Annotated in this window: 16 protein-coding genes and 1 other RNA gene; 9 read left to right on the top strand and 8 right to left on the bottom strand. The window is 68.9% G+C overall.

Annotated features, from left to right (window positions below):
• Positions 1-8: 8 nt before the first annotated feature.
• The 8 genes from ABGB14_RS10100 to ABGB14_RS10065 all read left to right on the top strand — a co-directional run bounded on the left by ABGB14_RS10100 (position 9) and on the right by ABGB14_RS10065 (position 6154).
• Positions 9-470: a carboxymuconolactone decarboxylase family protein gene (locus ABGB14_RS10100; RefSeq protein ID WP_347643318.1), complete on the top strand. Its 462-nt coding sequence runs from the start codon at positions 9-11 to the stop codon at positions 468-470.
• Between the two features lie 26 nt (positions 471-496).
• The gene (locus ABGB14_RS10095; protein WP_347643317.1) at positions 497-844 is read left to right on the top strand and encodes a DoxX family protein; all 348 of its coding nucleotides are present in this window, start codon (positions 497-499) and stop codon (positions 842-844) included.
• A gap of 258 nt (positions 845-1102) precedes the next feature.
• Positions 1103-1705 carry a CDP-alcohol phosphatidyltransferase family protein gene (locus tag ABGB14_RS10090; RefSeq protein ID WP_347643316.1) on the top strand — a complete coding sequence of 201 codons (603 nt, stop codon included), beginning with the start codon at positions 1103-1105 and terminating at the stop codon, positions 1703-1705.
• A complete protein-coding gene (locus tag ABGB14_RS10085; protein WP_347643315.1) occupies positions 1702-2496 on the top strand; it encodes a phosphatidate cytidylyltransferase in 795 nt (264 codons plus the stop codon). The genes ABGB14_RS10090 and ABGB14_RS10085 overlap by 4 nt, the downstream gene beginning before the upstream one ends.
• Complete coding sequence (locus ABGB14_RS10080; RefSeq protein ID WP_347643314.1) at positions 2493-3053, top strand: lysophospholipid acyltransferase family protein; 561 nt, start codon at positions 2493-2495, stop codon at positions 3051-3053. The genes ABGB14_RS10085 and ABGB14_RS10080 overlap by 4 nt, the downstream gene beginning before the upstream one ends.
• Positions 3050-3835 (top strand): class I SAM-dependent methyltransferase family protein, encoded by a 786-nt coding sequence (locus tag ABGB14_RS10075; RefSeq protein WP_347643313.1) that lies wholly within the window; start codon positions 3050-3052, stop codon positions 3833-3835. The genes ABGB14_RS10080 and ABGB14_RS10075 overlap by 4 nt, the downstream gene beginning before the upstream one ends.
• A gap of 114 nt (positions 3836-3949) precedes the next feature.
• On the top strand, positions 3950-4552 hold the full coding sequence (locus ABGB14_RS10070) for an NAD(P)H-dependent oxidoreductase (RefSeq protein ID WP_347643312.1): 603 nt from the start codon (positions 3950-3952) through the stop codon (positions 4550-4552).
• Between the two features lie 15 nt (positions 4553-4567).
• Positions 4568-6154 (top strand): MFS transporter, encoded by a 1587-nt coding sequence (locus ABGB14_RS10065; RefSeq protein ID WP_347643311.1) that lies wholly within the window; start codon positions 4568-4570, stop codon positions 6152-6154.
• On the opposite strand, the gene ABGB14_RS10060 is transcribed toward ABGB14_RS10065, so the two are convergent.
• The 7 genes from ABGB14_RS10060 to prfB form a co-directional block, all read right to left on the bottom strand.
• The gene (locus ABGB14_RS10060) at positions 6087-9407 is read right to left on the bottom strand and encodes a BTAD domain-containing putative transcriptional regulator (protein WP_347643310.1); all 3321 of its coding nucleotides are present in this window, start codon (positions 9405-9407) and stop codon (positions 6087-6089) included. The two genes, ABGB14_RS10065 and ABGB14_RS10060, sit on opposite strands and share 68 nt — an antisense overlap.
• Positions 9408-9559: 152 nt before the next feature.
• Positions 9560-9943, bottom strand: a transfer-messenger RNA (tmRNA) gene (gene ssrA, locus ABGB14_RS10055).
• Positions 9944-10305: 362 nt separating this feature from the next.
• Entirely contained in the window at positions 10306-12159 is a 1854-nt protein-coding gene (locus ABGB14_RS10050; protein WP_347643309.1) for a penicillin-binding transpeptidase domain-containing protein, read from the bottom strand.
• Positions 12160-12244: 85 nt separating this feature from the next.
• On the bottom strand, positions 12245-12712 hold the full coding sequence (smpB, locus tag ABGB14_RS10045) for an SsrA-binding protein SmpB (RefSeq protein ID WP_132593604.1): 468 nt from the start codon (positions 12710-12712) through the stop codon (positions 12245-12247).
• Between the two features lie 53 nt (positions 12713-12765).
• Complete coding sequence (gene ftsX, locus ABGB14_RS10040) at positions 12766-13674, bottom strand: permease-like cell division protein FtsX (RefSeq protein WP_347643308.1); 909 nt, start codon at positions 13672-13674, stop codon at positions 12766-12768.
• 20 nt (positions 13675-13694) lie between these two features.
• The gene (gene ftsE / locus ABGB14_RS10035) at positions 13695-14384 is read right to left on the bottom strand and encodes a cell division ATP-binding protein FtsE (RefSeq protein ID WP_132333661.1); all 690 of its coding nucleotides are present in this window, start codon (positions 14382-14384) and stop codon (positions 13695-13697) included.
• Positions 14385-14763: 379 nt separating this feature from the next.
• Positions 14764-15879 carry a peptide chain release factor 2 gene (gene prfB / locus ABGB14_RS10030; RefSeq protein ID WP_347643307.1) on the bottom strand — a complete coding sequence of 372 codons (1116 nt, stop codon included), beginning with the start codon at positions 15877-15879 and terminating at the stop codon, positions 14764-14766.
• Between the two features lie 121 nt (positions 15880-16000).
• Here prfB and ABGB14_RS10025 point away from each other — a divergent pair, with 121 nt between their 5' ends.
• Positions 16001-17023 carry a hypothetical protein gene (locus ABGB14_RS10025; RefSeq protein ID WP_347643306.1) on the top strand — a complete coding sequence of 341 codons (1023 nt, stop codon included), beginning with the start codon at positions 16001-16003 and terminating at the stop codon, positions 17021-17023.
• A gap of 211 nt (positions 17024-17234) precedes the next feature.
• On the opposite strand, the gene ABGB14_RS10020 is transcribed toward ABGB14_RS10025, so the two are convergent.
• Positions 17235-22109: an NAD-glutamate dehydrogenase gene (locus tag ABGB14_RS10020; RefSeq protein ID WP_347643305.1), complete on the bottom strand. Its 4875-nt coding sequence runs from the start codon at positions 22107-22109 to the stop codon at positions 17235-17237.
• Positions 22110-22147 lie beyond the last annotated feature (38 nt).

Genomic DNA, 22147 nt, shown 5'->3' with positions numbered 1-22147 from the left:
TTTCGATCATGGAAGCCCGTATGAAGAACCCGGCGTTCGTGCTCCCCGAGACCATGAAGGGGATCCAGGCCGTCTACCAGGGCATCAACCAGGGCGGCGCGCCCGGTGAACTGCTGGAGATCGTCGCCCTGCGCACCAGCCAGATCAACGGCTGCGGCGCCTGCGTCCACGCCCACGTCCAGAACCTCAAGAGGTCCGGCGAGTCCGACGAGCGCGTGGGCAACGTGGCCGCCTGGCGCGAGGCGCCGTTCTACAGCGACGTCGAACGCGCCGCGCTGGCCCTCACGGAGTCCGTCACCCGGATCGCCGACCGGTCCGCGGACGCCGTGCCCGACGACCTCTGGGACGAGGTCGCCGACCACTTCGACGAGCGGCAGCTGTCCGCGATCATCCTGACGATCTCCATGACCAACTTCTTCAACCGCATCAACGTCACCGTCAAAGAGCCCACCGGCACGTCCTGGGCCTGACGAGATCAGGAAACGAGAACCATCCGATGTTCACTGCGTACGTCATCGTCGCCATTCTCACCGCCGCCTGGGTGGGCTTTTCGGCCGTCTCCGTCTTCATCCGCGCCTCCTGGGTGGTGGGTCCCCTGGCGGACTACGGGGTGCCCCGCACGTGGTGGCCCTGGCTCGGCGCCGCCAAGGCCGCGGGCGCCGCGGGCCTGCTCGTCGGGCTGTTCGTACCCGTCATCGGCGTCCTGGCCGGGATCGGCCTGGTGGCGTACTTCACCGGGGCCGTCATCACGGTGATCCGCGCCCGCTCGTACGCGCACATACCGTTCCCGCTGCTCTACCTGTCGCCGGTCGCCGCGTCCCTGGTGCTGGGGTTCATGACCTGAGCACGACCTGAGCATGCGAGACGCCCCTCCGCCCGCGCGGGCGGAGGGGCGTCCTGGGCATGCTCAGGTCGACAGACAGACTTGAAAGCCGATCCCCCGCCCTCCCCTGATCCGACAGGCCCGCGGACATATACGATCAGCGTGATGCCGAATCGTTCAAGGTCATGCTGCTGCCCTACGCGTGAGTAGCGCTACCTAGGGACAATTGCGCTGAACTCCCCATGTATCGGCCTGCCGTAGCGCGAGACATTGGCCGGCATGAACGGTCTCTACGCCCTCAAACCCTGGTACGCCGCCCGGCTCAGCGGAGTGCGGGCCTTCCTGGTCGCCCGCGGCGTCCGTCCTTCGGCCATCACCGTGTCAGGCATCGTGTTCGGGGCGGTGGCGGGAGCCGTACTCGCTCAGGGTGAGACGGGACCGTGGGTGGCGCTGGCCGTCGCAGCGGCCCTCGCCGGCCGCCTGGCCTGCGCGAACCTCGACGGCGGCGTCGCTCGCGACAGCGGCGGGAGCACCAGGTTCGGTGCCGTGGCCAACGAACTGGGTGACCGGCTCGCCGAGTACGCGGCGCTGGCCGGATGCCTGGCGCTGGCCGACCCCGCGCTCGTGGCCTGGGCCGCGCTGGCCGCCACCCTCCCCTCGTGGGCCGCACTCGCGGGCGCCGCCGCAGGGGCGCGGCGCCCGCAGGGCGGCCCCGCCGGCAAGACCGAGCGCTGCGTCCTGCTGGTGTTGTTCGCCCTCACGGGCTGGCCCGCCTGGCTGGTGGTGCTCGCCGCCGGCTCCCTGATCACAGCGGTCGTACGGCTCGCGCGCGTCCACCGCGAGCTGCGTAGCGCCCCCGCCCTTCAGGGGACCGGGTCATGATCCTCGACACCGCCCCCTACCTGGCCGGAGCCCTCGGGGTGAGCGGGCTGGCCGTGTGGTGGTCGAGGCAGCGGGAGCTGGTGCGCCGCTGGACCACCTGGGCCGTCGCCGCGCCGCTCGTGACAGGCAGCCTCCTGCTCGGCCCTCAGGGCGCCGCCGCGCTCGCGGTCGTGCTCGGCGTCGTCTGCGTCCTCGAATACTCCCGCCTGGTACGGCTGCGCGCCCCTGAACGCGCCATCCTGCTCGCCCACGCCACCCTGCTCCCCGTCGCCGCCCTGATGGGCGAGGTGTACGGGCCGGCGGCCGTGTGCTTACTGGCCGTGGTGCTGGCACCGGTCCTGTCCGGCGACGCGGAGGACGGATCCCGCAGGGCCGCCTTCGGGATGTTCGGGCTGCTGTGGTTCGCCCCGCTGGCCGGGCTCGTACTGCTCGGCCCCGCCCAGGCGTTCGCGCTCTGCCTGGCCGTCGCCATCGCCGACGTGGCGGCGTGGTGCGGCGGCAAGCTCGGCGGCGGCCCGCGGCTGTCACCGCTGTCACCGGGCAAGACCTGGAGCGGCGTGCTGGGCGGCGCGGCGGGCGGGCTCGGCGTGCTGGCCCTGCTCGGGTCGCTCACCCCCGCTCTGGCCGTCGCCGTCGCCGTCGGCGCGCCCCTCGGCGACCTGGTGGAGTCGATGGTCAAGCGCGGCGCGGGCGTCAAGGACGCGGGAGCGTGGCTGCCCGGCTTCGGCGGCCTGCTGGATCGTGTCGACTCCCTCCTGATCGCCCTGGCCCTGGCGGTGGTGCTGACGTGAACGGCGCTCTCCTGCGGAGATGGTTGTGGCGGACCGCCTTCACCTGCAACGGCGGGCTGCGGGTGGAAGGGACGGTTCCCGACGGGCCGTGCGTGGTCGTCGCCAACCACTCCTCGCACGCCGACACGGCCGCGCTGCTCGCCGCGTTGCCCGCGCGCAGGCGGCCTGTGGTGGCGGCCGCCGCCGACTACTGGTTCGCGGGCCCGCTGCGGTCACTCGTCTGCCGCTCCCTCGTCGCCGGCTTTCCCGTACGGCGGGGCGGAGGCGGCTCGGCCGACCTCGCGCGTGCCGTACAGCTCCTGGAACAGGGACGCATCGTCGTCGTCTTCCCCGAAGGCACGCGCTCGCGGGACGGCCGCGTCGGCGAGTTCCGCTCCGGGGCCGCGCGCATCGCCGCCAAGGCGGGCGTGCCGCTCCAGCCCGTCACCATCCGCGGCACCTCCGAGGTGCTGCCCGTACACGGGCGGGTGCGGCGGGGCCGGGTCCTCGTCCGCTTCCGCCGGCTGGTGCACGACCTGGAAACAGCACACAACCTCATCGAAGGAGATATTTCATGAAGTGGACCCTCATGCGGCTCCTGCTGCGCACGGTCGGGCAACTGAGCGAGGGCGTCCGCATCGGCTACCGTCACGGCTTCGACAGCGGCACGATGCTCGACTACGTCTACGCCGACGAACCCCACGGGCGTCTCGGCCTGGGCAAGCTCATCGACCGCGGCTACCTGAACGCCGTCGGATGGCGTGCCATCCGTGCCAGACGGGCCCTGCTGCACGACGTGCTCAGGGAGGAGGTCTCGGCGCGAGCCGGCCGGGCGCTGATCCTCGACGTGGCCTCAGGCCCCGGCCGCTACCTGCAGGACCTGGCCAAGGAACAGCCGGAGACCCAGGTGGTCTGCCGCGACCTGACGCCCGACGGGCTGGCGCTCGGCGAGAAGCAGGCGGCGGCGCGCGGCCTGACCAACATCGTGTACGAGCAGGGCGACGCCTTCGAACCCGCACCGCTCGACCGCCCTGCCGACATCATCGTGGTCTCCGGGCTGTACGAGCTGATCCTGGCCGAGGAGCAGATCAGCAAGTCGGTGGCCCGCCTGCGTGACCTGCTCGCGCCCGACGGTGTCCTGATCTTCACCACCCAGACCCGCCATCCACAACTGGAGTTCATCGCCAACGTGCTGCCCAACCGCGACGGCGCGCTGTGGGTCATGGAGTGCAGGTCGGTGCAGCAGGCGCACGGCTGGGCGCGGGAAGCAGGCTTCGAGGACGTCGTCAGCCGCATGGAGAAGGTGGGCCTCTTCGCGGTCACGACCGCGCAGAACGCCGGCGTCGCCAACAGCCGCTAGCTCGACCACCCGGCACCCCTCAGAGCAGGCCGAAGGGATTCCGAAACCATCCCGAAGGGGGTACATCACACGATCGGTATCGACCCCAGCAAGAACGACGCGAAGGAGACCACCATGAAGCTCCTGACCATCTCCGGAAGCCTGCGCACCGGCTCCTTCAACACTCAACTGCTCACCCACGCCGAAGACCTCGCCCGCGACGCCGGACATCAGGTGCACAGATTCGACCGCGTCAGCGAGATCCCGCCGTTCAACGAGGACCATGAACAACGGCCCGTCGGCGTGGTCGAGGATTTGCGAGCCGAGGTTCGTCACTCCGACGCCGTGCTGATCGCCACGCCGGAGTACAGCGGCAGCATTCCCGGCCAGCTGAAGAACCTGCTGGACTGGGCCGCCCGACCGGACGGCGCGTGCGTCTTCACCGACCTGCCCGTCGCCGTGATCAGCGCGAGTCCCGGCAAGTTCGGTGCCGCCTGGGCCCGGGAGGCGACCGAGCACATCCTCACCCAGATGGGAGCCACCGTCCTGTCCACCGGTTGGGGCCTGCCCCTGGTGCACGAACGGGCAGCCGGCAACACCGGCCTCATCGATGACGACGCCGAGAATCAGCTGCGCACGATCATCGGACGGCTGGCCGAAGCCCTCAACGGCCCCGGCGGCCAGGACGCCGAGCCCTCAGCGGCCAGGCACCGCACAGCCGCGGTTGCCGGCGCATGACTGACGCGCAACACGATGCGCATCACCGAAGGACATCTCCCTCAGAGGCCGTTACCGCACCGTATGGAGAGGACCATGTCGTCTCACGATCACTTCGCCAAGCACATGCAGGCCGAACAGCGGCGCAGCATGGCACCGCACCAGTCGCCGGACGGTGCCCCCTCGCCGGATGCCACGCGCACTCCAGCACACACCGGCCCCGAGCAACGCAGGTGGTGGGCCTTGGGGTTCGTGCTGACCGGCAACCTCGCGGTCTTCGCCGCGGTGACCATGATGAACGTCGCCCTGCCCGCGGCCCAGCAGGCACTCGGCCTGACCGATGCCTCCCGGGCCGCGGTGGTGACGCTGTACTCGCTGTGTTTCGGCGCGTTCATGCTCCTGGGCGGGCGCCTCGCCGACGTTGTCGGGCTACGCCGGTGCCTGACCGCCGGTCTCGTCGGCTTCGCCGCGGCCTCCCTGCTCGGCGGCGTTTCCCCGAGTGCCGAGATGCTCCTGGCCGCCCGGGCCTTACAGGGCATGACAGGTGCGCTGGTCGCGGCCACCGCGCTGGCGATGATCTCGGTGATGTTCACCCACGGGCGTGCACGAGCCCGCGCCTTCGCCCTGTTCGGGATGGTCATGGGGATGGGCACCGCCGCCTCGTTCACCCTCGCCGGTGCCCTGGTCGACGGTTTCTCCTGGCGGTGGGTGATGCTCATCACCACACCCGTGGCGCTGCTCGTCGCCCTGGGATTGGTCCGTACCGCACCACCCACACCGACTGCCGGACGCGCGCGGCTGGGACTTCCCAGTGCGCTGCTCGTGACCGTGGCGCTGGGCCTTCTGGTGTTCGGCTTCGATCGCGCCAGCACCCTGGGATGGGCTCATCCGGCCACCTGGACGTCGCTGGCCGGCGCGGTCGTCCTGCTCGGCCTGTTCGGCCTGGTGCTGCGCCGTTCGGCACACCCGCTGATCCCGCCACGGCTGCTCGCGGACCGGCTACGGCTGGCGGCATTCACGTCGGTCTTCGTCGTGGGGATCGGCATATTCGCCGGCATGTACATCCTGACCACGTTCCTGCAAGGTGTGCTCGGCTACAGCGCCTTGTTGACCGGTCTGGCGTTCCTGCCCTACGGCCTGTCCGCGATGGCGACCTCACAACTCCTGACCGTTGTCTCAGGGCGGGTGTCGGCCGTTGCGATGCTTGTCGTGGGGTTGTTCATCTCGGCTGCCGCGATCGCCTCGTTCATCCTGCTGGGGACCGACTCGACCTACGTCACCGGCATCCTGCCCGCCATGCTGCTTCTCGGCGCCGGCGGAACCATCGTGATGGTCACCGGCTCCGACGCCGCCACCCGTGGAGCCGGCGCCGACAGCGGCATCGCCAGCGCGTTGGTCAACTCCGGCCAGCAGATCGGTGCTGCCTTGGGAACCGCGCTGCTGACCGCCATCATGACCGCCACCACGCGCCGTCACCTCGCCGGGGCCGGTGAGCTGGACGCCACCTTGACCGGCTATGCGCACGCCAGCGCCGTCGGTGCGGCCATCATCGCCCTCAGCGCGATCGGCGTGCTCGTCCTGGCCCGCGGGCCTGCCGGCCACCGTCATCGTGCCGTGGCATGACCGCCTTGGAAGACGCGACCGCTTGCAGGTGGTCGACGGGGTCGTGGGCGCCACCTCGGGCCATCGCAGCGGAGAACTCCCGATCGGACAGCGTCTCGGCGATGCGTTCGCTGACCTGTCGGATGTCCCGGCGCTCGGGCACCGACGGCTCAGCGCCTGCCCGGGTGCGGATCGCTTCGGCTGCCCCCAACGAATCGGCGGCCGCTCGGGGATCTGCGGCCAGCATGCGGATGGCCGCCGCCAGTTCGAGCATCCTTGCTGTCGTACGAGTGTCACCGCGCTGCGGAGTCAAGGAGACGAACGTCTCGAAGGCCGCGATCGCTGCGGCCAGGTCGTGTTCCTGGGCAGCCAGAAAGCCCTGCTCGAACTCGGTCAGCAGCTCGGCGTTCGCTGCCTGGGTGAATCCTCGCCACCGGTCGAGCAGTGTGCGTGCCCCGGTCAGGTCGCCGCGGTGGCGCGCGATCATCGCCTCGGCGAAGTCCGCGTAGGCGAGGCCGTTGGCGAAACCGATCTCGGCCGAGATCGCCCGTGAATCCGTCAGATCCTTGACGGCATCGTCCAAGTTTCCGTCCCGAAGGGCAGCGATCGCTGATCCGGTGAGCCAGAGCGACGTCTCCGACTCGATGCCCAACTCTCTGCTCATGGCCAACGCCGCGGTGACGGCAGCCGCCGAGCGCCGGTGGTCGCCGACCAGTTCAGCGAAGCGGTGCTCGACCGCCAGCGCATACATGCTGCCGTAGCCGTCGTCCACTTCGCGGAGCACCTCGGACACTTCGCGACCGTCCGGAAGCCCGCGGGGGGCTTCACGCCACAGGGTGACGATCAACCAGTCACGTCGACACGCCGCCACCGCGAGATCCCAGTCCTCGCCGTGTCCGGCGAGGCTCGCAAGAGCCTGGTCGACGTGCCGTTCACCAGCCTCCCGCAGCCCAGCCGACAGGAGGGAAGCCCCGGCGAACCATTGCACGCGGGCCTTGGTCACCGTCTCAGCGCCGAACCCGTGCAGCGCTTCCTCGATGTGTCGTGCCCCTTCTTCTGTGTCGGCGCTCATGCAGGCTGCCAGGGTGGCCGCTGCCGCGTAGTCGTCACCGCCGACGCCGGGCAGGTTGAGCACCGTCTGCAGATCGCGGCCCAAGCGGGTGTGGTAGCCGTCGATCCATGGGCTGATCGAAAAACCGGGTACGCACACCTGATGCCAGAACGTGGCAAGCGTGAGTGCCGTGGCGCTGCGGCCGTCGCCTGTTCGTACGGCCTCGTCGAACGCGTGCCGCATCTGGGCACGTTCCGCGGAGAACCGAGCCAACCAGTGACGCTGCTGCCGAGTGCGTAGTCCGTCGTCGGCCTCACACGCGAAATCACCGTAGTAGCGCAAATGTCGTCGAGCGGTGGCCTGTCGTTCGGCGGAGGAGTCGAGCTTCTCACCCGCATAGGCGGCGATCGATTCCAGGAGGCCGTAGCGCACGCCGGCCGGGGTGGATGTCGTCGTGACCAAGCTGCGGTCGACCAGGCCGATGAGGACGTCGATGACTTCTGCGCGCTCCACTGCCGTCGTGCCGGGATCGTCGGGCTCGTCGGAGCAGATCGCCTCGGCTGCTTCCAGTCCCATGCTGCCGGGGTGGACCGCCAGCCGACGCAGCACTGCTCGTTCGGTGTCGTCGAGCAGCGACCAGCTCCAGTCGATCATCCCGCGCAGGGTCTGTTGCCGACGCGGCGCCGCATGTCCGGGACGGCGCAGGATGCTGAGCCGGTCGCTGAGCCGTTCGAGCAGGTCGGTCACCGAGAGCCCCCGGATGCGGGCTGCCGCCAGTTCCAGCGCCAAGGGCAGGCCGTCGAGACGCCGGCACAGTTGCTCGACGGCATCCACGTCGCCGTCATCGAGCCGGAAGGCGGGGTCGCTGCTCTGGGCCCGAGTGAGGAAGAACGATACCGCCTCACTCCGTCCGTCGCCCTCGGATGGTTCGGTGGTCAGGGTACTGACGTGATAGCGCTGTTCTTCGGGCAGTCCGAGAGGTTCGCGGCTGGTGGCCAGCACCCGCACGCCTCGGGCCTGGCGGAGGAGATCGGTGGTGAAGACGGCCGCCTCGGCGATGACATGCTCGCAGTTGTCCAGCACCAGCAGCACTGGTCTGGGTCCCAGCGCCTCGCTGAGTCGGTCGAGGGTGTTCGTCGTGGTGTCGTGCTCGGGCAGTCCGATGGTCATGGCCATCAGGGAAGCGATGCGCTCGCCCGATCCGAGTTGATCCTCTGGTGTCGCCGTCAACTCGGTCAGATCGGCAAACCAGGTGCCGCGCTCGAAATCTGATGCCTGTTCGCGGGCGACGTGCAGGGCGAGGCGGGTCTTGCCCACGCCGCCGATCCCGTTCAGCGTGACCAGGCGGGACCTGGCCAGGAGAGCCTTGATCTGCTCGCTCTCTTCGCGCCTGCCGATCAGCGGGCCGGTCTCGGCCGGGATGTTGGAGTGTCCGGTAAGGGAGTGCTGTGCGGGTCTGGCTGCAGAGCTGGAGGCCAGGATCGGGTCTTGACGGAGAATGTGGCTGTGCAGTTCGCGGATTCGAGGGGTCGGATCGACGCCGAGTTCCTCGGACAGGCGACGGCGTAGCCTCTCGAAGATCTCCAACGCCTCGTGTTGACGCCCGACCTGATAGAGCGCGGTCATCACCGAGCTCACCAGTCCCTCACGGGTGGCGTAGTCCTCGACGGCGCCGCTCGCCTGGCTGAGTGCCTGCTGCGGATCTCCCTGCTCCAGGAGTGTCTCGACAAGTGCTTCCACTGCATCCCCACGGACACCGTGCAACTCGGCGACAGCCGGCGCCAGCCAGACCTCCTCGGTCACATCACCGAAGGGATCGCCGCGCCACAGTGCCAGCGTCTCAACGAGCGACGCGGCCTTCTCCGGCGAGGACGACATCCGACGCGCGCGTTCCACGTTGCTCTTGAACAGGCCGGCATCGAGGGCATCCGGCTCCATGGCGAGTCGATATCCGGCGGGGGTGTGGGTCAGCAGTTCGCGGGCCCCAGGACGCGCTCTGTCCAGCGTGGCGCGCAGTCGGGAGAGCTTGGCTTGCAGGACCTTCTTCGGATCAGCGGGCAGGTCGCCGTCCCACAGGCGATCGATCATGGCATCGGCCGGTACAGGCCGGCCGTCGGCGGCGACCACTGAGGCCAGCAGCAAGCGCAGGTGGCGTTCAGCCACCTCTACCGCGATGCCCTCGTCGGTGCTGAGCCGAACCGGACCCAGTACCTCGATCCGCATGCTCACGAGTCTATGCCGGGCCGTCGCTGTGAGACTCGTCGAAGACCTTGGCGCGATTGCCGCCGTCACTGCCTGGTCGGCATGACACGCCCAGCAACAGAAAACCGCCCCTCACCCGTGGAGTTTCACAGGTAAGAGGCGGCCTGGTGTCACAGTGGAGGTGGCGGGAATCGAACCCGCGTCCTTCAACCCCAAGTCAGGGCTTCTCCGGGCGCAGCCTACTGTGCTTTTCTCAGCCCCGGCGATCACGCAGGCAAGTCGCCGACGGGCTCAGCCACTGTTGGATTTCCCGATCTCCCCCGTGGCCGGGTCGACCGGTTGAGCCTTCTAGCGATGCCAGACACCGGGCCGAAGGCACTCCCGGGCTGACAGTGGTTTCGCTGCTTAGGCAGCGAGGGCCAGGGAGTCCCTGGCCGCCACAGTGCTCTTGGAATTGGCACTTGTTGTTTGCGGTCACAGGATTAACGAGGTTATGTCCGCCGTCCTCGGCCCGCTTCACCTGGCTTGCAAGGCCAAAGTCGAAGCCAGTCACCCCCTGTGCAGTTGTCAACACATCTCTCGAAAGAGCTGCGCGACACGAATGTACATGGGACAACACCCTCCGCGCCAACTTAATTCCCTAACGGCGAAACCCCCGGGAGCGTGGCACGGTGGCACGCGCTCCCGGGGGCCGACCGGCAGGGTCGAGCCGGTCCGGACGGCAGGACTTCCCCCGAGATGAAGTCCTGATCTCATCACGGCGACTGGGTTCGCAACCCCCCGAGCGAGCCCAGTCATTCAGTAAGACGCAACCGGCCGCCCGAATGGTTGCTCACCGTAACGAAAAACTCACATCCGGTCGCCGACCGGCCTTCGCGGGTTCACCGGGCCGCCCTCACCGACGTCGCCAGGCCGGCCGTCACGGGTTGCGGAGGGCTGCGAAGAAGCTGCCCGCCACCGCGCCGGCGTCGTAGTTCTTCGCCAGCACCGCGATCGCCACGTCCCCCTGCCAGCCGACGAACCAGGTGTGCTGGTCGGCCGCCGGCGTCGTCACGCCGTAGACCTTCCCCCTGCCCGCCTGGGCGGGCGTGCCGACCGCGCCGGCCCGCATCATCGCCGTCAGCGCCACGCGGACCTTGGGATCGAGGGGCACCGGCGCGGGCTGGGCGGTGGGCACGATCTCGGCCGCGGGGTCGGGCGACTTGGGGTCGGTGACCAGCACGGGCGGACGCCAGGTGCCCGAGGCGACGGCCGCGGCCACGAGCGCCATGCTCAGCGGGCTCACCTCGACGTTCTGGCCCGCGATGGCCCTGGCCTTGTCGGCGTCGCCGGCCAGTTCGGGCAGGGCGCCGCTGAACGACTTGAGCGGCAGCCGCCACGGCTGCCCGATGCCGTAGGCCTTGGCGCTCTTGGCGAGGTCGCCGGCCGAAACCCGGCGGGCGAGCGAGGCCAGCGCGGTGACGCACCCCTTGGCGAAGTGTTCCTGGAACGTGGCCGACTGAGTCAGGCCGACGCTCCCGCCGGAGTTCGCGAACTTCGCGCCCCCGACGGTGCGCTCCTGCGGGCAGGCCAGCCGCTGTTTGGGGCTCACCCCGGCCTTGAGCAGCGCGTCCGCGGCCACGATCGAGAACGCCGTGCCGGCGGGGAACCTGCCGGCCAGCGCCTGCTTCTCCTGGTGCAGGTTCTTGGTGCCGACAGCGCGGATCTCGCCGGTGTTGCGGTCGACCGCCACCAGCGCGCTGGTGCCGGTGAGGGCCACCGCCCGCTCGGCCGCCGCCTGGACGGCGCGGTCGATCGTCGTCTTCACCGAGATGTTGCGCCGGCCCGGCCACTCCTTCAGCAGGGCGACCTGCTCCCCGGTCTTGGTGTCGAGGGTGATCACCTTGGTCTGCGTGGAGCCCGTCAGGTATTCCTGGTAGGCCTGCTGCAGGCCGCTCTTGCCGACCGAGTCGCCGGCCCGCTGAGGGCCGCCGAGCTTCTGCTCGCTCTCGGGCGTGAGCGCGCTGACGGTGCCGACGATCTGCCGGGGTGCGTCGGGGTTGACGGGCTGGTCCTGCGGTTCGATCTCGATCCCGGCGATGGCGTCGAGCTTCGGTTGCATCGTCTGGTAGCGCGAGCGCCCGAACGTGACCAGCTGCACGAACTTGTCAGGCGGTGACGACCTGATGCGGCTCAGCAGGCGGTCCTGGGCATATCCGGTGACCTCGGACAGCTTGGCCACGACCTCCTCCGCCTTGCCGCCCAGCTTGGCGGGATAGACGCCCGCGACGTAGAGAACGGTGTCGGTCTGCAGCGAGTCTCCCGACCTGTCGAGAACCGGCTGGCGGGGCGTCGGGTGGGTGTCGACGGCGAACCGCTGCCCCTCCTTGAGCTGCGGATGCAGCACGGAAGGCGACCAGCGAACCTTCCACACGCCGTCGACCAGGTGGAGCGGGAGCACGCCGTCGTATTCCCAGAGCGGGTTGTTCTCCCCGAGATCGACCTCGGCGTGGAAGCCGGCCTTGGACTCCTCGCCCGTCACGCTGACGTCTGTGATCTTGAAGCGGAAGGAGGCCGCGTCGAGCTCCAGCTTGGCGTCGGCCAGCGCCTTGCGCACCGTCGCCAGGTCGCCGTCGGCGCGGCCGGCCGCCAGCTCGTAGTCGCCCGACTGCCAGCCCACGAGGAAGTCGCGCACCGCGTCGTGCGGTGACGGCTCCTCGAAGCAGCCGGTCAGCATCGTGCTCGCGACCGCCAGCGTGAGGGTGGCGGTGACGGTGCGGCGGGCGCGTCTCATCGGTGCGCCGAGGGTGCGGCTGGCGCTCCCCATCGGTGCGGTGAGGGTGCGGCGGGCGCGTGTCATAGGTGCGGTGCCGCCACTCTCATCGGGTGCGGTGCCGCAGCGCCCGGGCCATCTCGCGCTTGGCCTGCTGCTCCGCCAGCGCGTGCCGCTTGTCCCAGTCTTTCTTGCCGCGCGCCAGGCCGATCTCGACCTTGGCCCGGCCGTCCTTGAAGTAGAGCACCAGCGGCACGATCGTGAGCCCGCCCTCCTTGGTCTTGGCGGCGAGCTTGTCGATCTCCTTGCGGTGCAGCAGCAGCTTGCGCTTGCGGCGGGCCGTGTGGTTGGTCCACGTGCCCTGCGAGTATTCGGGGATGTGGACGTTGAGCAGCCACGCTTCGCCGCCGTCGATGCTGGCGTAGCCGTCGGCGAGCGAGGCGCGGCCCTCGCGGAGCGACTTCACCTCGGTGCCCTGCAGCACGAGCCCCGCCTCGAAGGTCTCGTCGACGTGGTAGTCGTGCCGAGCACGTTTGTTCTGGGCGATGACCTTCCGCCCGGTCTCACGTGGCATGCTTCGACTTTACCGGCGGCCGGAGCGGCGGCGGCCCATCCGCGCGCGCACGGCTAGACCCTGAGGTAGCGGCGGAGCGTCACGAACGAGGCCAGCACACAGATCACGACGCCGATGAGCATGGTGATCGTGATCGTCTGAGCCACGTCGTTCCAGCCGAGCTGGGAGGTGGCGTCGCCGAAGAAACTGCCGAGCTCCTCGAACAGGAAGACCTTCGCCAGGATCAGAATGATCGCCGAGAACACGCCGCCGATCAGGCCGGCGATGACGCCTTCCATGACGAAGGGGAGCTGGATGTAGAGGTTGGACGCGCCGACCAGCCGCATGATGCCGGTCTCCCTGCGTCTGTTGAACGCCGACAGCCGGACCGTGTTGCCGATCAGCAGGGCGGCCGCCAGCACCAGGATGATCGCCACCGCCAGCGCGACGAAGGCGAGCCTGTCGAGCATGACGAAGAACGGTCCGATCAGCTCCTTCTGGTCGAGGACCTGCGCCACGCCCGGCTGGCCCTTCACCGCCTGGACGATCGGCTGGTAGTTGTCCGGGTCGACCAGCTTGATGCGGAACGACTGCGGCATGTCCTCGACCTTGGCGGCGTCGACGAGAGCCTTGTTGGCGGAGTAGGAGTCCTTGAAGTTCTTGTACGCCGCCGTCTGGTCCTCGAAGTACACCTCCTTGACCCCTGGGATGGCCTTGATGTGCGCTTCGAGGGCCGTGATCTGCTTGCTGGTGGCCTCCTTGCCGTTACACGCCGGCATGGCCGTGCCCTTGCCGCACAGGAAGACGGAGACCTCGACCTTGTCGTCCCAGTAGCCCTTCATCAGGCCGACTTGGGCGTTGATCATCAAGCCGACGCCCAGCATCGCCATACCGACCGCCACGGTGATGATCACCGCGATCGTCATGGTCAAGTTGCGACGGAGGCCGATCCAGACCTCGGAGAAGATGAAATTCGCCCGCATGTTCTGTCTGCAGCTCCCTGTCAGTACGCCTGGCCGTACACGCCACGCGACTGGTCACGGACGATCTTGCCGTCCTCCAGCTCCACGACACGCTTGCGCATGGAGTCGACGATGGCCGCGTCGTGCGTGGCCATGACGACCGTGGTGCCAGTCCTGTTGATGCGGTCGAGCACCTTCATGATGCCGATGCTCGTCGCGGGGTCGATGTTGCCCGTCGGCTCGTCGGCCAGCAGGATCATCGGCCGGTTGACGAACGCTCGGGCCATGGCGACGCGCTGCTGCTCGCCGCCGGACAGCTCGTCGGGCATGCGGTGGGCCTTGCCTTCCAGGCCGACCAGCTCGATGACCTCGGGCACCACCTTGCGGATGAACCGCCGGGGTTTGCCGATGACCTCGAGCGCGAACGCCACGTTCTCGTAGACGTTCTTGTTCGGGAGCAGTCTGAAGTCCTGGAACACGCAGCCGATGCGGCGGCGCAGGTGCGGCACCTTGAAGTTGGACAGACGCGACAGGTCTTTCCCGGCGACGTGGATCGCGCCGCCATTCGGCCGCTCCTCCTTCAGGATCAGACGCAGGAACGTGGACTTGCCTGATCCCGAAGGACCGACGAGGAACACGAACTCGCCCTTGTCCACGTCAACAGACACGTGGTCGAGAGCGGGCCGGTTCTGGTTCGCGTAGACCTTGATGACATTATCGAAATGGATCACGAGAGCATCACGGCATGCCAGTCTAGGGGTCAGGACGGAAGCGAGGGTGGCATATGCCCACTTCCCGCCACTGGCCGACCGGGGGCGTCTTCTTTACCGATGATCGACGTTCCGATTGGCCAGACGACAGTCTAGAGGGAAGACTGGCATGGAACGTCCATAACGGAAACAAAACGATTGTGCGGCTAGACTTGGGGCTGTCATGAGCTGTGAACACCTCGTATGCGCGCAATGCGCCCACCCCGTGATCGAGGGACGCTGCCCCGTCTGCCGCGCCAGCAGAGAACGTATGCACCAGCACGGCTTCGCCGGGCTGTCACCCGCCGTCGTCCTCGTGCTCCTCGTCGTGCTGCTCTTCGTGAGCCTCGTGCTCAACCACCTATTCGGCGTCTGACTCCTGGCGCCGCATCCAGCGGATCTCCGACTCGATGAACGTGTCGAGATCGCCGTCGAGCACCGCCGACGGGTTGCCCGCCTCGGTGTTGGTGCGCAGGTCCTTCACGATCTGGTAAGGGTGCAGCACGTAGTTGCGGATCTGCGTGCCCCATGACGTGGTGGACGCGCCGCGCAGCTCCGACATCTTCTCCGCCTCCTCCTGCCGCTTGCGCTCCAGCAGCTTGGCCTGGAGCACGTTCATGGCGGTGGCGCGGTTCTGCAGCTGCGAACGTTCGTTCTGGCAGGAGACGACGATGCCGGTCGGGATGTGGGTGATGCGCACCGCCGAGTCGGTCGTGTTGACGCCCTGGCCGCCCGGACCGCTCGAACGGTAGACGTCGACGCGGATCTCGTCCTCGTTGATGTCGATGTGGTCGGTCTGCTCGACCACCGGCACGACGTCGACCCCGGCGAACGACGTCTGCCTGCGCCCCTGGTTGTCGAACGGGCTGATGCGCACGAGGCGGTGGGTGCCGTGCTCGCCGCGCAGCGTGCCGTAGGCGTAGGGGGCCTTGACCGTGAACGTGGCCGACTTGATGCCGGCCTCCTCCGCGTAGGAGGTGTCGTAGACCTCCGTGGCATAACCCTTGCGCTCGGCCCAGCGCAGATACATCCGCAGCAGCATCTCGGCCCAGTCGGCGGCGTCGACGCCACCGGCCTGGGAGTTGATCGTGACGAGCGCCTCGCGGGCGTCGTACTCGCCCGACAGCAGCGTGCGGACCTCCATGGCGCCGACGTCGGACTTCAGCGTGTCGAGCTCCTTGTCGGCCTCGGCACGCGTGTCGTCGTCGCTCTCCTCGGCGGCCAGCTCGTAGAGGACCGTCAGGTCGTCGAGCCGCCGCGCCAGGCCCTCGACGCGGTTGAGCTCGCCCTGGAGATGGGAGAGCTTGCTGGTCACCTTCTGTGCCAGGTCGGGGTCGTCCCACAGGTCAGGGGCGGCAACCTGCTGCTCGAGCTCGTCGATCTGCTTGCGCATAGCGTCGAGGTCGAGCACGTCCTGGATGCTGCGGAGCGTGCCCGCGAGCTCGTTGATCTCTTCTGCCGGATCCATACCTGCCACGCCTCCCTACACTAGCCTCCTCCGGGGAGTTCACCTCCCAAGCGTCCCTGTCCGGCGCTGGTGGCCCGCTGATCGGTGTCGGGGTCCTCGCCGTGCCGCCGGCGCGAATACCATGGGCCAGGTGCGTGTACATGGTCGGCGGACAGCGCTGGCGCTCGCCGCAGGCCTGCTTGCCGTGGCGACCGCCTGCACGAGCGATGCCCAGCCACGATCGACCCCCACCAGCTCCGCCGCCGCCGCGTCCAGCTCTCCCTCGCCGTCTCCGGACGAGCCGGAGGTCACGCGGACGGAAGCGGCCGAGGTCTTCGACGAGGTCACCGTCTCCGACGACGTGCTGCGGGTGAAGAGCGACCTCCAGGGGCGCCTCGGGCTGGCCGTCGATCTCACGGCCGGCGGACAGACCCGCATCACCGTGGCCGACTACCTGTCCACCGACTACGCGCCGCGCCGCTACACGTGGGGGTCGCCGACCCTGTTCGTGCCCCGGTTCGAGCAGGGCGAGGAGTCACCGTGGTTCAGCGCGCTGACGACCCGCGACGGGCATCCGACGCTCCTGACGTTCACCAGGTCCGACCGCTGGCGCATCAGCTCCGCGGCCGAGCTCGTGCCCGGACAGGAGCTGCCGGAGATCGAACTCGACGCCGACGGCTACGCCGACGCGGTCGCCTCCGACGACAAGACCATCACGATCAGCCCGCAGTTCATGGGGCCGGTGCACGCGAGCGTGGCCGAGACGGGCACCGCCGGTGTCACCGCCGGGCTCGTCGCGGAGGGGCCGTACACGACGGAGGTGGCCGAGCAGATCGCCTCGCGCCGCGAGGACGCCAAGACCGAGGGCTTCAGCTACGACTCGATCTTCAGCGCCGACAACTACCCGGTCTACGCGCTGCGCACCAAGGACGGCGGGGCGCTCATCCAGTATTCGCTGTCGCGCACCACGACCACGACGACGCGCACGGCCGAGGACGACTACATCCCGGTGCCCAGGTCGGCCAGGTGGGCGATCAGCACGCCGGTGCTGCGCCGTACGCTGCGGCTGGTCGAAACACACCAGTACGCGACGGTCGTCCCTCCCCTCACCGCCCCCAAAGCCGCCCCCGTGATCGCCCACGACGGCGCGCTCACGCGCGCGTCCGGAACCTGATCTTCTCTTCTTACGGCACAGCCGACGGCCCCGCACGCGCCGTAGCCCCTTTCCGCCCGTCATGGCCGGTCGTGAGGGCTCACGGGCGGCTCGCCGTGACGAGCGCCTCCTTGGCCGTCTTCTTCGCCGAGTTCTTGACGCGTGAGGCCCGTCGCGGGCATGCCCTCGGGGCAGGGGTGGGGCGGGCGCCCTCTGGCGCCCGCCCCTTCCGTCAGGACTCCGTGTGGGGGAGGTTGCTGGCGGACACCAGGGTGCGGATGGCGCGCAGGGCGACCGAGAGGGTGGCCAGGTCGAAGGTGTCGCTCTCCCAGATCTCCGACAACGTCTGCCGGGCCCGGGAGACCGCCGCCGTGTTGGCCTCCGTCCACCTGGCCAGCCGCTCCTCCGGCGACAGGCCCGGCGTGCTGTGGGCCAGCACGTCACGGGTCAGGGAGGCGTGCGCCGCGTAGAGGTCGTCGCGCAGGGCCGAGCGGGCCATCGAGTTCCACCGGTTGTCCCTGGGCAGCGCGATGATGCGCTCCCGGATGCGGGCCAGCTGCAGCCGGTCGGCCAGGTCGAAGTAGACCTCCGCCGCCTCGCTGACCGGACGGTCGGTCACGGAGGAGATCTCCACCATGTCCAGCATCGAGTACGCGGGCACCATGGCGGACACCCGCTCGGCCAGCTCCAGCGGCACGCCCCTGGCGAGGAACGAGTCGCGGCGCTCCTCGTACGCGGCCAGGTCGGGGCCGGTCAGCAGCTTGGGGATGTGGGAGACCACGCCGTTGACCGGCTTCATGAACAAGCCGACCGACCCGGCCAGGTCCAGCGGCGGCCGGCGGTTGACCAGCAGCCAGCGGGTGCCGCGCTCGACCAGCTTGCGGGCCTCCAGCAGCATGGCGATCTGGGTGGCCGTGTCGACCTGCTTGTCCAGCGACTCCACGTCCCGGTAGAAGCCCGGCAGGTCGAACACCTCGCGCGCCACGAGGTAGGCCCGCACGATGTCGGGCGTCGAGGCGCCCGTCTCTTCGCCGAAGCGGTACATGAACGTGGTGCCCATGGAGTTGACGAGCTCGTTGACCACGCAGGTGGTGATGATCTCCCGGCGCAGCGGGTGGGCGTCCATGTACGTGCGGAACCGCTCACGCAGCGCCGACGGGAAGTACGACACCAGCCACGAGGCGAGGTAGGGGTCGTCGGGCAGGTCGGAGGCGAGCACCTCGGCGTCGACGGTCAGCTTGGTGTAGGCGAGCAGCACGGCGAACTCGGGGGCGGTCAGGCCGAGTCTGGCCTGCCGGCGTTCGGCGAGCTGCTTGTCGGAAGGCAGGAACTCCAGCTCCCGGTTGATCAGCCCTTCGCGTTCCAGCCGTCGCAGGTAGCGGGCGTGGATGTGGAGCATCTCGACGGCCTGGGCGCGGGCCGCGGCCAGGACCACGTTCTGGGCGTGGTTGTCGCGCAGCACCAGGCGGGCGACCTCGTCGGTCATCGAGGTGAAGACCTCGTTGCGCTGCTTGTCGGTCAGTTCGCCGTCGCGGACGACCTGGTCCAGCAGGATCTTGATGTTCACCTCGTGGTCGGAGGTGTCGACGCCGGCCGAGTTGTCGATGAAGTCAGTGTTGATCAGGCCGCCGTTCAGCGCGAACTCGATGCGGGCCAGCTGGGTGAACCCCAGGTTGCCCCCTTCGCCGACGACCTTGCAGCGCAGGTCGGCGGCGTCGATCCTGAGCGCGTCGTTGGCCTTGTCGCCCACGTCGGCGTGCGACTCGGAGCCCGCCTTGACGTAGGTGCCGATGCCGCCGTTCCACAGCAGGTCGACGGGGGCCCGCAGGATGGCGCTGATCAGGTCGTTGGGGGCCATGGAGGTGACGCCGGCGGGGATGCCGAGCGCCTCGCGCATCTGGGGCGTGATCGGGATCGACTTGGCGGTGCGCGAGAAGACGCCGCCTCCCGCCGAGATCAGCGTGGCGTCGTAGTCCTCCCAGGAGCTGCGTGGCAGCTCGAACAGGCGCTGCCGTTCGCCGAACGAGCGGGCCGCGTCGGGGGTGGGGTCGACGAAGATGTGCCGGTGGTCGAACGCGGCCACCAGCCGGATGTGCTGTGACAGCAGCATGCCGTTGCCGAACACGTCGCCGGACATGTCGCCCACGCCGGCCACCGTGAAGTCGGTGCTCTGCACGTCCACGCCCGTGGTGCGGAAGTGGTACTTGACCGACTCCCACGCACCGCGGGCGGTGATGCCCATGGCCTTGTGGTCGTAGCCGATCGAGCCGCCGGAGGCGAAGGCGTCGCCCAGCCAGAAGCCGTACTCCTTGGCCACGGCGTTGGCGATGTCGGAGAACGTGGCGGTGCCCTTGTCGGCGGCCACGACGAGGTAGGTGTCGGTGCCGTCGTGCCTGACCACGTCGGGCGGCGGGACGACCTGGCCGTCCACGAGGTTGTCGGTGACGTCGAGCAGGCCGGAGATGAACATGCGGTAGCAGGCCACGCCTTCGGCCTGCACGTCCTCCCGCTTACCGGACAAAGGCGGCCGTTTAACGACAAACCCACCCTTGGACCCGGTCGGCACAATAACGGTATTTTTCACCATCTGGGCCTTAACCAGGCCGAGAATTTCCGTACGGAAGTCCTCCATCCGGTCAGACCACCGCAATCCACCCCGCGCCACTGCCCCGAACCGGAGATGCACGCCCTCGACCCGCGGCGAGTACACGAATATCTCGAACTTGGGCCGCGGAAGGGGCAGGACGCTGATGGCCTGCGGGTCGAACTTGAGCGATATGTACTCTTTTCGGCGCCCATTCACCGTCTGGAAATAGTTGGTACGCAGCGTGGCCTGGATCATCTCCAGGTACGCCCGCAGCACGCGGTCCTCGTCCAGCGAGGCCACCTCGTCGAGCGCGCCCAGGATCTCCTCGTGGATCGCGTCGGCCAGCTCGGTTCGCACGTCGTCGGGCCGCCGCGGATCGTGCCGGGCCTCGAACAGGCTGACGAGCAACCGCGCCAGCCGCACGTTGCCCAGGAGCACCCGCTCCATGTACGCCTGCGAGAACGTGCTGCCCGCCTGGCGCAGGTATTTCGCGTAGGCCCGCAGGATCTCGGCCTGCTCCCAGGTCAACCCGGCGCTCAGGATGAGCGAGTTGAAGTCGTCGGCCTGCACCCGGCCCGTCCACAGGGCGGTGAGGCCGTCCTGGAAGAGCCGCTTGAAGTCCTCCCTGCCGACCTCGTCGGACGGCGTGTAGCGCAGCCCGAAGTCGTAGATCCAGGCGTTCTTGGTGGTGGGGTCGTTGTCGCGGTCGACTTCGTACGGCCGCTCGTCGACCACCTCGACGCCGAGCCGCTGGATGAGCGGCAGCACCTTCGACAGCGAGATGGGCGAGCCGACCTTGTAGATCTTGAGCCGCCGCTCCCCCTCGGCCGCGTCGTACGGCTCGTAGAGGTTGAGCTCGACCTGCCCGTCGTCGTCCGCGCCGACGAGCCGCTCCAGCCGCTGCAGGTCGACCACGGCGACCTTGGGCGGGAAGTCCGCTTTGTACCCCTCGGGGAACGCGGAGGCGTACCGGCGGATGAGCCCGGGCGCCTCCTCCTCCGACGTCAGCTCCACCAGCGCGGTGGCCAGGTCGTCCTCCCAGGAGCGGGTGATGGCCGCCAGCCGCGCCTCCAGCTCCTCCACGTCCACGCTCGGCGGCGGCAGCTGCTTGCCCCGCTCGCCCCGCACGACCACGTGCAGGCGGGCCAGCACCGACTCGCCGATCATGGCGCTGTAGTCGAGCGAGGTGCCCCCCAGGGCCTTGAGCAGCACCTCCTGCATCTGCAGCCGGACCTTGGTGGTGTAGCGGTCGCGCGGCAGGTAGATCAGGCAGGAGATGTAGCGGCCGTAGTCGTCGCGCCGCAGGAACAACTTGACCTGCTTGCGCTCGCGCAGCCGGAGCACGCCCAGCGCGATCGGAAGGAGCTCGTCGATCGAGGTCTGGAACAGCTCGTCGCGGGGGAACGTCTCGAGGATCTCGATGAGGTCCTTGCCGTCGTGGCTGTCGGGCGCCAGCCCGGCCTGGTGGAGGACGTCGGCCAGCTTCCGCCGGAGCACGGGGATCCGGGAGATCGACTCGTTGTAGGCCACGTGCGTGAACAGGCCGAGGAAACGCCGCTCGCCGATCACCTCGCCCTCGGGCGAGAACACCTTGACCCCGATGTAGTCGAGGTAGGTGGCGCGGTGCACGGTGGCCCGGGAGTTGGCCTTGGTGATGATCATGAGGTGCTTCTCGCGGGCCTTGGCCCGCAGCTCGGCGGGCAGCGCGGAGAAGCTGTCGGAGCTGACCTTGTCGTCACGCAGGATGCCCAGCGCCGCACCGGGCAGCGGGCGCAGCGTCTCGCCCTCGTCGGTGTGCTCGAGCCGGTATTCGCGGTAGCCGAGGAAGGTGAAGTGCCCGTCGGCGAGCCAGCGCAGCAGGTCGATGCTGTCCTCGACCTCCGCGGGCTCCAGCGGCGGCGGGTTCATGCCCAGGTCTTCCGCGGTCTGGACGGCCAGCGCCCGCATCTTCCTGAAGTCCTCGACCGCGTGCCGCACGTCGGCGAGCACCCGCAGCAGGTCGGTCTCGATTGTCTTGAGCGCGCGCGGGTCGGCCTGCCGGTCGATCTCGATGTGCATCCACGACTCGACCAGCATCTGGCCGGTGACGTCCTGCTGGTCGGGGCCGAGCATCCGGCCCGTCATGTCGCGGCGCACCCGCATCTGCGGGTGGACCAGCAGGTGCACGCCCAGGCCGTGCCGGTCGAGCTCCATCGTCACCGAGTCGACCAGGAACGGCATGTCGTCGGTGACCACCTCGACGACCGAGTGCCCGGGATCCCACCCGTTCTCGTCGACCGTCGGGGTGTAGGCCCGGACCACCGGCCTGCCCTGCGGGCGGACCTCGGCCAGCTGCCTCTGGGACATCGCGGGACCGTACACGTCAACGGGGTTGCGGTCGAGCAGGTCTTCCGGCGCGACGTGCCGGTAGTAGAGCCGGAGGAAGGACAGCGCCTCATCGGCGCTCATGTGCTCCGTGCTCGTCGCGCAGATCTCGGCGGCTCGCTGGAGCAGCTCATCCTTGGCCTCGTCGAGCGGCATTTCGCTCTCACTCCTTTGTGAGGGTTCGCCATGGCTGT

The sequence above is a fragment of the Nonomuraea sp. B10E15 genome (assembly GCF_039871615.1).
Taxonomy (GTDB): domain Bacteria; phylum Actinomycetota; class Actinomycetes; order Streptosporangiales; family Streptosporangiaceae; genus Nonomuraea.
The sequence above is the reverse complement of the archived record's forward strand: the minus strand, read 5'-3'. Positions and strand labels throughout refer to the sequence as shown.

Bases quoted from the DNA above. Each gene is read 5' to 3' on its own strand.
- ABGB14_RS10100 (WP_347643318.1), top strand. From the start codon at position 9: ATGGAAGCCCGTATGAAGAACCCGGCGTTCGTGCTCCCCGAGACCATG.
- ABGB14_RS10095 (WP_347643317.1), top strand. From the start codon at position 497: ATGTTCACTGCGTACGTCATCGTCGCCATTCTCACCGCCGCCTGGGTG.
- ABGB14_RS10090 (WP_347643316.1), top strand. From the start codon at position 1,103: ATGAACGGTCTCTACGCCCTCAAACCCTGGTACGCCGCCCGGCTCAGC.
- ABGB14_RS10085 (WP_347643315.1), top strand. From the start codon at position 1,702: ATGATCCTCGACACCGCCCCCTACCTGGCCGGAGCCCTCGGGGTGAGC.
- ABGB14_RS10075 (WP_347643313.1), top strand. From the start codon at position 3,050: ATGAAGTGGACCCTCATGCGGCTCCTGCTGCGCACGGTCGGGCAACTG.
- ABGB14_RS10070 (WP_347643312.1), top strand. From the start codon at position 3,950: ATGAAGCTCCTGACCATCTCCGGAAGCCTGCGCACCGGCTCCTTCAAC.
- ABGB14_RS10065 (WP_347643311.1), top strand. From the start codon at position 4,568: ATGCGCATCACCGAAGGACATCTCCCTCAGAGGCCGTTACCGCACCGT.
- ABGB14_RS10060 (WP_347643310.1), bottom strand. From the start codon at position 9,407: ATGCGGATCGAGGTACTGGGTCCGGTTCGGCTCAGCACCGACGAGGGC.
- ABGB14_RS10050 (WP_347643309.1), bottom strand. From the start codon at position 12,159: ATGAGACGCGCCCGCCGCACCGTCACCGCCACCCTCACGCTGGCGGTC.
- smpB (WP_132593604.1), bottom strand. From the start codon at position 12,712: ATGCCACGTGAGACCGGGCGGAAGGTCATCGCCCAGAACAAACGTGCT.
- ftsX (WP_347643308.1), bottom strand. From the start codon at position 13,674: ATGCGGGCGAATTTCATCTTCTCCGAGGTCTGGATCGGCCTCCGTCGC.
- ABGB14_RS10020 (WP_347643305.1), bottom strand. From the start codon at position 22,109: ATGCCGCTCGACGAGGCCAAGGATGAGCTGCTCCAGCGAGCCGCCGAG.